This is a genomic window from Prevotella sp. TF12-30 (assembly GCF_003436715.1).
Taxonomy (GTDB): domain Bacteria; phylum Bacteroidota; class Bacteroidia; order Bacteroidales; family Bacteroidaceae; genus Prevotella; species Prevotella copri_A.
The window spans coordinates 32,401-41,474 of record NZ_QSQJ01000038.1 but is presented as its reverse complement, the minus strand read 5'-3'; the positions used below and the strand labels follow the sequence as shown (position 1 = coordinate 41,474).

The window sequence follows — 9,074 nt, the reverse complement described above, 5'->3', positions numbered from 1 at the left end:
ACTTTTTATTGTAGCTTGACACAGTTTAGTTTACACTCTCAGAGGGAATGCGTGAGCACTCCCTCTTATTCTTTCCGTATGTTCCGGCAATCACTATCAGCGACCGCCCCTAGCTCTTCTATCTCCAGCCATATCCGTCTTGGAACCACGATTCACCGATGATGGTTTATACCTAATTCCTGCCTTGGTATGTGAAGCATCCATTCCCCTTCGGGATGCTGATCCATACTTCTTATCGTGAGCAGCGTTGTGCCGAGCCAATTCCCTACGCTTAGCCTTCTGTGTAGGTGAAGACTCAAAGCGTGTATCGTATTTCTTCTTGCGCTCCCTTGCTGCCGGATGAGTCTGATAATATCTAGCTGATTGTGATACCATAGCTATCTTAAATTTAATGTCTTTTCGATTTCACTATATTATATTGCTCGCAGATGTCGCAGTAAACTCCATAAGCCAAGTTATCAACCATTTCATTGTACTTGTCACCATTGTGACCTTTCACCCAGTGAAAACGGACTCCTGCCAAATGAGCAGAGCATTTCTTGTATAACTCATAGAGGTCAGGATTCATCTTTGGTGGAGTACTCTTCCCCAACACAAGTATGCAGTACTGGCTATCTGTGTAAACATCAAGATAAGAACCATCTGGGCAAGACTTAGCTGCACTGATGATAGCAAGCAACTCCATACGGTTGTTAGTTGTCTGCAATCTGCCGTGATTCTTCATCTTGACAATCTCTCCATCCTTCAATACGATGTAAGCAGAACCTCCTGCCTTATACTTGGAATGATTGTCACAACTTCCATCCGTATAAGCCACATAGTTCATTCCATTATCAGGAAAAGGCTCCACTGGGTCGAAATCATCCGACTTTTCAGTCAATTTTGCTCTTATTGCACTAGAGAACTTTCCCTTGGCATTGAACACTCCAAAATTAGCATCTGTGAGAATCATCCAGTTCACTGGCTCCCCACCATTTGCCTTCTTCCAATTTCTTTCTTCAAGATGATCATACAGACTCTTGATGTACTCATCTGTTCCATAGTTCTTTGATATACAATATCTCTTGAACTTCTCATAGGTAGGTTTATCCATAACTAATAAATTATTTAATATTTTCTTTCTTTCAATGTATGTTACCAAAACAAACACCTAAGCAATTAACAGAAGAATCCGTCAGGGATTCCTCCTATGCTCATGTCTCTCTGAATAACCTTTTCACTCTGCTTGCCATAGATAAGATGTCTGAATCCATCCGACACCGCTCTGTCTGCAATAGAGTAAGAACAGGCAAGAACAACAAAACCAAGAGTACCAATAATGAAATCAGCTTTTGTTTTTCTCGTTCTCAACAATGTTCTCTTTGTTTCTTCCTCATTCCTGATGTCAAAGGAATGTTTCTCTGCAAGAGTAGAATCAATCCTTCCACTGGCAATAAGTCTCTTCTTGATCCTTGAAACAGAACTACTACTTGTATTGAGAGCCTTCTGAAATTGCTTTATTGTGATTGCTTTACCTTTGGCACCGACCTTTTCACCCTCAGGTGCTTTCATACAACAGTCCTTATGCTCGGCAGCACAAATCTCAAATTCAAAAAGTTTCTCGTTGATGAGATTGAATAGTTTCTTCAAGGTATATTCTTTAACCTCAAACTTACAGACCATAGTACCACGATACTCTCGACCCTTACGTGTCCACTTTATCGTGTTGTCACGGAATGATGAGACAACAACCTTATTTCCATCTACAGAAAACAAGCTGTCATCTTTCATATCTTGAATAAGTCTTTCTGCTTTTGGCTTTCCGATATGCAACTCCTTTCTTAATCTGTATTCCGTAACATTCCACATTACAGAATTGCTATGCTGCATCTTTATCCAAATAGCAACCGCAAGGAGTTCCTTCATGCTCTTGCTTGAAGAGTATGCCTTTAAAAGTTCTATGGTAATATTGATGTACTGCATAACTGAATATATAAAAAATGAGAATCCCCAAGCCTAGGTAGCGGTCTAGAACTCAGGGATTCCATATCTTGTCGGCTTTCGCCGGAAAGGAGGTCTTCTTTCATTTGTCATTCCGCTACGTTTGACTGGTGCAAAGATAGAAACTTTTTTTTGAACAACCAAATGTGAAGTTTTGTGAAAAACGAGCAAAACTACACTTTATTATACATTTGAAATACACGTATTATACATTTGGCTATTTGTTAAAAGACTATAAAAATAATAGTGGATAAAAGCTAGGCTAAACTTCTGAACAACAATTTGTTATTTTTCTTTTTGGTGCTAGCTAAAAATTTGGTGCTATTTTGGTGCTAGAAAATTTCAGCACCAGCACCAATGCACGCTTAACTATCTGTATAACAGCAGAAAAGCCTATCCTCTCGGATAAGCTTTTTCCTTTAATACAAAAACATTATGAATTATTTCTATTAGCGAACAAGATTCGTTTTATTAATATATTCTATCTAAAAGTCATATTTCAAACAAACTAATAGTTTCAAACAATTACCGTACTCCTACGATTCATCTATTCTTGTTTACGGGTGCAAAGATACGACTTTTTTCTTATTCTTGCAATACCTAATAATGGGGGTTTTAGATAATACCTAAAACTGATGAGCCAGACACTTTAGGCTATTGCCATTTTCCCCTCTCCTATAGACACAAAAAAACTGCAAGTCAGACTTATCGTCCAACCTGCAGTCCATTCATATCTCTCTCTTATAATTTCTTTTCAGAATTCAATCGAAATTGAATTACTTCAAACCACGATTCATAAGTGTTGCATTCAGAAGCATCACATACTTGCGATACTGAGAATCATTGAGGATGCTGTGCATGTACTTGAGATCCTTAATGACAGCCTTGTCAATCATAGCTGCACGCTCATCCTTTGCTGCAGTTGCAGCATTCATCATATCAGCTGTGAAGTTCTTGTGAACATCAGCTACAGCCTCTGCCTGATCAATATTGAGTGACAATGCATTAGCCAAGCTACCCATCTTTACATTCATGTTGTAAGCTGCTGTTGCGTTTGTTGCCTCGTCTGCTGCAAAAGTAGTTGTTGCCATTGCGAACATTGCTACTGCCAAAATCATAATCTTTTTCATAATCTTTTTACCTTTCTTTACTTTACGAGCCATCTTCTGAACCTACACTATCTATCTTATAACCTAGGAGGCTCTAGAAGGACTCTTGTTAAACATTATCCTGATGTCTTTTCTTTAAGACACTGCAAAGATACAAACTTTCCGTTGTGTACGCAAACAATTTACAAGAAAAATGCTCTAAAGGGCCTCTTTTTTGATATATATCAACATCAAAAGGCTTCTTTCTTCTACTTTTCGTTATCCAACACTTGTTTTTGCATTCAAAAGGTAAGCAGTTTTACAATATCAGTAACATTTGCGTTTCAAAAGAGAATTACTATGAGAAAAAGCCTAGCAAGTTGCCATTTTCCAGCCATAGAAAATGAGCACTCTGAATCTTTTTTTCCGAAAACCCCAATATTTCTACTATTTCTTTTCCATATCCCAATTATTTATTGTATCTTTGCAGAAGATTTACAATAGAAACAATGGAAGAACAAAATCATATAGACAAGGCACTCGCCTTCCTCGAAAGCCTCGAAAAGTTGGGAAACCAGCTCAAAGTAGCAGAAGAGAATCAGAAACAGTTCCTCGCCAGAATGCTTGAACTCAAGAAATCTGGCGAAACTGACAGTGAGGAATACGCAGACCTTTCACGCAAGAGCAAAGGATTACAGGACATCATCGACAAATGGCGCCCTATCTATCTGGAGCGAATGGAAATGGTGAAAAGCGTACAGATGAAGAAGCGTAAGCGCACTGGAAAGAAGTAACTACAATAGTGCTATCAGGCTGGGACAAAGAAACTGCAAGCAAGGTATAAAGAAACTATATATATAATGAACGCGCGTACATTATATATATATATATCAAATAACCTACAGATAGCACTATCAATGGAAAACAATAAAAAAAATAAAATAAAATGGAATCAAACAACAAAAACAAGTTTATTAGAGTATCATACGCATTGTATGACGTAACAAAGGGTGATAACGGCGAAGAGATGCTGATTGAGCGCACTACAGATGAGCGTCCTTTCTTCTTCATCAGCGGTATGGGTGTAACCTTGCCTGCTTTCGAGGAGAAGATAGTTGATTTGGCTGAGGGCGAAGAGTTCGACTTCAAGTTGGATCCTGAGCAGGCTTATGGTTTGCACTATGACGAGCGCGTAATCGACCTCGACAAGCAGATCTTCACTATCAATGGACAGTTTGACGCTCAGCACGTACAGGTAGGTGCTATCATCCCATTGCAGAACGAGGATGGTAACCGCTTCAATGCTGTAGTCAAGAATATCACAGACGAGAAGGTAACTTGCGACCTCAACCACCCATTGGCAGGTTTGAAGCTTAACTTCTGCGGTCAGGTTCTTGAGAGCCGTGAGGCAACAGCAGAGGAAATCGCCAAGATGGCTCAGATCATCAGCGGTGAGGCTGGTGGTTGCGGCGGCGGTTGCGACAACTGCGGCGGTGACTGCAAGGATGGCAACTGCGAGGGCGGCTGCGATTGCAACAAGTAATATTTGAGAATAAACGATAGCGGCTATCTCAATACCATTGGGATAGCCGTTTTTCATATCAACTAAAGAATTTGGCAATGAGGAATACATTTGGCAATCTTTTCACTCTCACAACATTTGGCGAGAGTCATGGCATAGCTGTAGGAGGCGTCATCGACGGTTTCCCTGCAGGCATAGACATCGATATGGACTTTATCCAGAGCGAGCTCAACCGTCGTCGCCCTGGACAAAGTCACATCACCACAGCACGAAAGGAAGCAGACCAGGTAGAATTTCTAAGTGGTGTTTTCGAGGGAAAATCTACGGGAACCCCTATCGGCTTTGAGGTGCGCAACCAGAACCAGCATTCTCAGGATTATGAGAATATGCGCTGTCTGTTCCGTCCATCCCATGCCGACTTCACTTACAATGAGAAGTATGGCATCCGTGATCATCGCGGTGGCGGCCGTTCATCTGCACGCATCACCATCGCCCGCTGCGTAGGTGGTGCCCTGGCCAAGTTGGCACTCCGCCAGCTCGGCGTCAGCATTACGGCATATACATCGCAGGTTGGCAGTATCGCCCTGGAGAAGGATTACCATCTATATGATCTCAACACCATAGAGGACAATCCTGTTCGTTGCCCAGACCAGACAAAGGCAAAGGAGATGGAAGACCTCATCGCCCAGGTCAAGGCTGATGGTGATACCATCGGAGGCATCATCACCTGTGTCATCCAGGGATGTCCTGTAGGATTGGGTGAACCTGAATTCGATAAACTCCATTCCCAACTTGGTGCAGCCATGCTCGGCATCAATGCCGTCAAAGGATTTGAATATGGAGAAGGATTCGCCGGAGTTACTGCTCGCGGAAGCGAACAGAATGATGTCTTCGTTCCTAAAGCTAAGAATATGGATGCTACTGATGATGCGGCAAACCATCAGGAAACTACAATCAATCAGGATGTTGCAGCTCGTATCACAACCAAGAGCAACCATAGCGGCGGCATCCAGGGAGGATTGAGCAATGGTCAGGATATCTACTTCCGGGTAGCCTTTAAACCAGTAGCTACCCTCCTGATGGAACAGGATACTGTAGATTTGGAAGGAAATCCTACCAAACTCACAGCTCGCGGACGCCACGATCCATGCGTATTGCCAAGAGCCGTACCTGTAGTAGAGGCAATGGCAGCCATGGTTATCCTGGATAATTATCTTTTGAATAAAACGGTGAGATTATAAAAATAGTTAGGAGTTAAGATTGAGGAGTTGACTACCAACCACAACAACATCCAATTCTTAACTCCTATCTTTTTAACAAATATCTCCTCACAGGTCAAAGTTTACTGTCCTTCAAGAGTTTTGGACAATATTCATTGAAGAAGCATTTATCACAAAGCGGCTTGGCACTTTTGCAGACATATCTGCCGTGCAACAGAATCCAGTGATGCGCATTCGGAATATCTTCTGCCGGAATGTGCTTCATCAGAAAATCCTCCACCTTGCGAGGCGTATCAGCCGTACGAGGCACCAAGCCCATGCGATGGCTCACACGATAAACATGCGTATCCACCGCCATCGTGGCATGCCCAAACCAAACGGCACGGATCACATTCGCTGTCTTTCGCCCCACTCCAGCCAGTTTCACCAGATCATCAGCAGTCTCCGGCACCTCACCTCCAAAGAGTTCAACCAGTTGCCGTGACATCTGTGCCAGATGTTTCGCCTTGGCATTGGGATAGCTTACCGAACTGATCAGCTCATAGATATCCTCCTCGCTCGCCTTCGCCATATGCCGTGCATCTGGATAGCGGGCAAAGAGAGCCGGCGTAACCATATTGATACGCTTGTCGGTACACTGAGCCGAAAGCAAGGTAGCAACCAGAAGCTGAAATGCGCTACCGAATTGCAACTCGGTAGTCACATTCGGCAGCGCATTTCTGAAGTGATTCAATATGAAATCGTATCTTTCGTTACGAAGCATATTTCAATACGTTTATATTTTCCGGAATATTACTTCTTCTTGGCAGGAGTTTCCTCTGCACCCTTCAACTTGCCCTTGTAAGCCTTGTTCAAGCCAGTGATAACCTCACTGGTAATATCGTATGCCTTATCAGCATAAAGCAGATTGTCACCACTCTTAGAGAAGATGATGCTATACTTCTTGTCCTTGTTATATTGAGCCAGATAGTTAGCAATGCTGTCGTGGAGAGCCTTGTTGTACTTGTTCTGCTCAGCAGCAAACTCATTGCTCAAACGCTGCTGCAATCCCTGAAGATCATTGTTCTGCTTCTGCAAACCAGCCTGGATAGCCTCAGCCTGCTCACGGGTGTAAGCATTCTGCTGAATCTTCTGCTGGAAGTTAGCAGCAGCTGCCTGCAACTGCTGACCCTTCTGAGCGATAGTAGCCTGAATATTCTGACCCTTTTTCTCCAGCAAGGCAGCATACTCCTTAGCGAATGTGTATTGAGTCATGATAGAGTCAACCTCTACGTATGCAATCTTCAACTCTGCTGGAGCCTTGCTCTCAGACTTAGCCTCAACCTGAGGCTGTGACTTATTGCATGATGCCAACGACAAGGCAGCTACAGCAGCAATAGCCACTGAACTCAAAATGTTCTTTTTCATTTCTTCTGTATTTTTATTATTATTTATTCCTAAAACTAAAATGATTTAATACGCCTTGTTTGCTTCGCGCGCTTCGCGGTCTTGGTCAACCACACAGTGGATACCCATCTTGCGCAAACCAGGATTGTCGTGAACATGCTGAGAAGAGAACTTACCATTCTTCTTAAAAATCAGCTTCACACTAAATAATGCCATTGCGATAGCAATTATTAACAGACTTAATAACATTAATTTTATCATTTTTATTACCTTTGCAGTGCCTTAGTGCACTTCACGTTGCAAAGGTACGATTTTTCGGGCAAAAAGCAAAAGAAATCTCATAAATAAATGACTTTCTTGATGCAAAAATAACAAAATAAGAGAATAATACATACAAAATAACATTATCAATGGAAAAAAATGAATTAAAACCTGCTCTTGTGTTCGAGCAGTTCGCTAAAATCAACGAGATACCTCGTCCTTCCAAGCACGAGGAGAACATGATTGAGTTTTTGAAGGAATTTGGCAAGAGCCATAACCTTGAGACTGTTGTTGATGAGACTGGCAACGTATTGATTCGCAAGGCTGCCACCCCAGGATATGAGAACGCTGACACCATCATCCTTCAGAGTCACATGGATATGGTATGCGACAAACTGGTGGACGTAGAGTTCGACTTCCACAAGGATGCCATCCAGACCTACGTAGATGGTGAATGGTTGAAGGCAAAAGGTACTACCCTAGGTGCTGACGATGGTATCGGATGTGCCATCGAGCTTGCCATCCTCGCAGCCAATGACATCGAGCATGGTCCTATCGAGTGCGTCTTCACCCGTGACGAGGAGACCGGCTTGACAGGTGCTGTAGGTATGAAGGCTGGTTTCATGACCGGCAAGATGCTCATCAACCTTGACTCAGAGGATGAGGGTCAGATTTTCGTATCCTGCGCAGGCGGCCAGACTACCAAGGCTACCTTCCACTTCACCCGCGAAGAGGCTCCAGCAGGCTACTTCTTCATGGAGGCATCCCTGAAAGGTCTCAACGGCGGTCACTCTGGTGATGACATCAACAAGAAGCGCGCCAATGCCATCAAGGTACTTGCCCGCTTCCTCTTCCTGGAGAACGAGAAACTCAATGGTGCCCTTCGTCTGGTAAGCTTCAACAGCGGCAAGATGCATAACGCCATCCCTCGCGACGGCAAGATTGTCTTTGCTGTCAAGAATGAGGCAAAGGAGCAGGTACGTGCAGACTGGAATATCTTCGCATCTGAGGTAGAAGATGAGTTCCACGTAACTGAGCAGTCTATGCTTTTCAACATGGGTTCTGCCGATGCAGCTCCTGTTATCGAGAAGGCCGTAGCCGATAAGTTCATCATGGCTTTACAGGCTGTAGATAATGGTCCACTCACCACCTGTCAGGACGAGGCACTTGCCGAGATGGTAGAGACATCCAGCAATGTTGCAAGCGTGATGACCGACGAGAATAGCATCAACATCGTGGCTTCTCAGCGCAGCAATGTGATGAGCAACCTGGACAACATGACCAACACCGTGAAGGCAGCCTTTCTTCTGGCAGGTGCCGAAGTAAACGTGGGAGGCAAGTATCCTGCATGGAAGATGCGTGCCAACAGCAAGCTGACCGACATTACCGTGAAGAGTTACGAGAAACTCTTCGGCAAGGAGCCATGGGTAAAGGGTATCCACGCCGGTCTGGAGTGCGGTCTCTTCTCAGAGCGTTATCCAGACCTCGATATGGTAAGTTTCGGTCCTACCCTTCGCAATGTTCACACACCAGAGGAAGCACTTCTGATTCCTACCGTTCAGATGGTATGGGATCACCTGCTGGATATCCTCCGCAGCGTGAAGTAAGAAGAACTGA

Annotated in this window: 11 protein-coding genes; 4 read left to right on the top strand and 7 right to left on the bottom strand. The window is 43.5% G+C overall.

The features are described from left to right. Nucleotides 1-96 precede the first annotated feature (96 nt). From DXD25_RS12840 to DXD25_RS12825, 4 genes are all read right to left on the bottom strand, one after another. On the bottom strand, nt 97-375 hold the full coding sequence (locus DXD25_RS12840; RefSeq protein WP_117663849.1) for a hypothetical protein: 279 nt from the start codon (nt 373-375) through the stop codon (nt 97-99). Nucleotides 376-388: 13 nt separating this feature from the next. Then, nucleotides 389-1,093, bottom strand: coding sequence for an RNase H family protein (locus tag DXD25_RS12835; protein ID WP_117663848.1), 705 nt, complete (start codon nt 1,091-1,093; stop codon nt 389-391). A gap of 65 nt (nt 1,094-1,158) precedes the next feature. Beyond that, nucleotides 1,159-1,962, bottom strand: a complete 804-nt coding sequence (locus tag DXD25_RS12830; protein WP_147327913.1) for a hypothetical protein — start codon at nt 1,960-1,962, stop codon at nt 1,159-1,161. Nucleotides 1,963-2,756: 794 nt separating this feature from the next. After that, nucleotides 2,757-3,110 carry a hypothetical protein gene (locus DXD25_RS12825; RefSeq protein WP_089542820.1) on the bottom strand — a complete coding sequence of 118 codons (354 nt, stop codon included), beginning with the start codon at nt 3,108-3,110 and terminating at the stop codon, nt 2,757-2,759. Nucleotides 3,111-3,577: 467 nt separating this feature from the next. Here DXD25_RS12825 and DXD25_RS12820 point away from each other — a divergent pair, with 467 nt between their 5' ends. The 3 genes from DXD25_RS12820 to aroC all read left to right on the top strand — a co-directional run bounded on the left by DXD25_RS12820 (nt 3,578) and on the right by aroC (nt 5,831). Beyond that, nucleotides 3,578-3,862 carry a hypothetical protein gene (locus DXD25_RS12820; RefSeq protein WP_089542711.1) on the top strand — a complete coding sequence of 95 codons (285 nt, stop codon included), beginning with the start codon at nt 3,578-3,580 and terminating at the stop codon, nt 3,860-3,862. Nucleotides 3,863-4,014: 152 nt separating this feature from the next. After that, nucleotides 4,015-4,611, top strand: a complete 597-nt coding sequence (locus DXD25_RS12815) for a peptidylprolyl isomerase (protein WP_117663846.1) — start codon at nt 4,015-4,017, stop codon at nt 4,609-4,611. A gap of 77 nt (nt 4,612-4,688) precedes the next feature. Beyond that, entirely contained in the window at nt 4,689-5,831 is a 1,143-nt protein-coding gene (gene aroC, locus DXD25_RS12810) for a chorismate synthase (protein WP_117663845.1), read from the top strand. Nucleotides 5,832-5,925: 94 nt separating this feature from the next. Here the strand turns inward: aroC and nth are convergent, their stop codons facing one another. Genes nth through DXD25_RS12795 form a run of 3 tightly spaced genes read right to left on the bottom strand, consistent with a single transcriptional unit; the run spans nt 5,926 to nt 7,457 of the window. Continuing rightward, nucleotides 5,926-6,573, bottom strand: coding sequence for an endonuclease III (nth, locus tag DXD25_RS12805; protein WP_117663844.1), 648 nt, complete (start codon nt 6,571-6,573; stop codon nt 5,926-5,928). A gap of 29 nt (nt 6,574-6,602) precedes the next feature. Then, nucleotides 6,603-7,217, bottom strand: coding sequence for an OmpH family outer membrane protein (locus tag DXD25_RS12800; RefSeq protein ID WP_117663843.1), 615 nt, complete (start codon nt 7,215-7,217; stop codon nt 6,603-6,605). Between the two features lie 45 nt (nt 7,218-7,262). After that, complete coding sequence (locus tag DXD25_RS12795; protein WP_089542716.1) at nt 7,263-7,457, bottom strand: hypothetical protein; 195 nt, start codon at nt 7,455-7,457, stop codon at nt 7,263-7,265. Nucleotides 7,458-7,606: 149 nt separating this feature from the next. Between DXD25_RS12795 and DXD25_RS12790 the strand changes: the two genes are divergently transcribed. Continuing rightward, entirely contained in the window at nt 7,607-9,064 is a 1,458-nt protein-coding gene (locus DXD25_RS12790) for an aminoacyl-histidine dipeptidase (RefSeq protein ID WP_117663842.1), read from the top strand. Nucleotides 9,065-9,074: the final 10 nt, after the last annotated feature.

Excerpts from the sequence above, each read along its gene's own strand:
- DXD25_RS12815 (WP_117663846.1), top strand. The coding sequence starts at position 4,015 with ATGGAATCAAACAACAAAAACAAGTTTATTAGAGTATCATACGCATTG.
- DXD25_RS12825 (WP_089542820.1), bottom strand. The coding sequence starts at position 3,110 with ATGAAAAAGATTATGATTTTGGCAGTAGCAATGTTCGCAATGGCAACA.
- nth (WP_117663844.1), bottom strand. The coding sequence starts at position 6,573 with ATGCTTCGTAACGAAAGATACGATTTCATATTGAATCACTTCAGAAAT.
- DXD25_RS12830 (WP_147327913.1), bottom strand. The coding sequence starts at position 1,962 with ATGCAGTACATCAATATTACCATAGAACTTTTAAAGGCATACTCTTCA.
- DXD25_RS12790 (WP_117663842.1), top strand. The coding sequence starts at position 7,607 with ATGGAAAAAAATGAATTAAAACCTGCTCTTGTGTTCGAGCAGTTCGCT.
- DXD25_RS12800 (WP_117663843.1), bottom strand. The coding sequence starts at position 7,217 with ATGAAAAAGAACATTTTGAGTTCAGTGGCTATTGCTGCTGTAGCTGCC.
- DXD25_RS12820 (WP_089542711.1), top strand. The coding sequence starts at position 3,578 with ATGGAAGAACAAAATCATATAGACAAGGCACTCGCCTTCCTCGAAAGC.
- DXD25_RS12840 (WP_117663849.1), bottom strand. The coding sequence starts at position 375 with ATGGTATCACAATCAGCTAGATATTATCAGACTCATCCGGCAGCAAGG.
- aroC (WP_117663845.1), top strand. The coding sequence starts at position 4,689 with ATGAGGAATACATTTGGCAATCTTTTCACTCTCACAACATTTGGCGAG.
- DXD25_RS12795 (WP_089542716.1), bottom strand. The coding sequence starts at position 7,457 with ATGATAAAATTAATGTTATTAAGTCTGTTAATAATTGCTATCGCAATG.
- DXD25_RS12835 (WP_117663848.1), bottom strand. The coding sequence starts at position 1,093 with ATGGATAAACCTACCTATGAGAAGTTCAAGAGATATTGTATATCAAAG.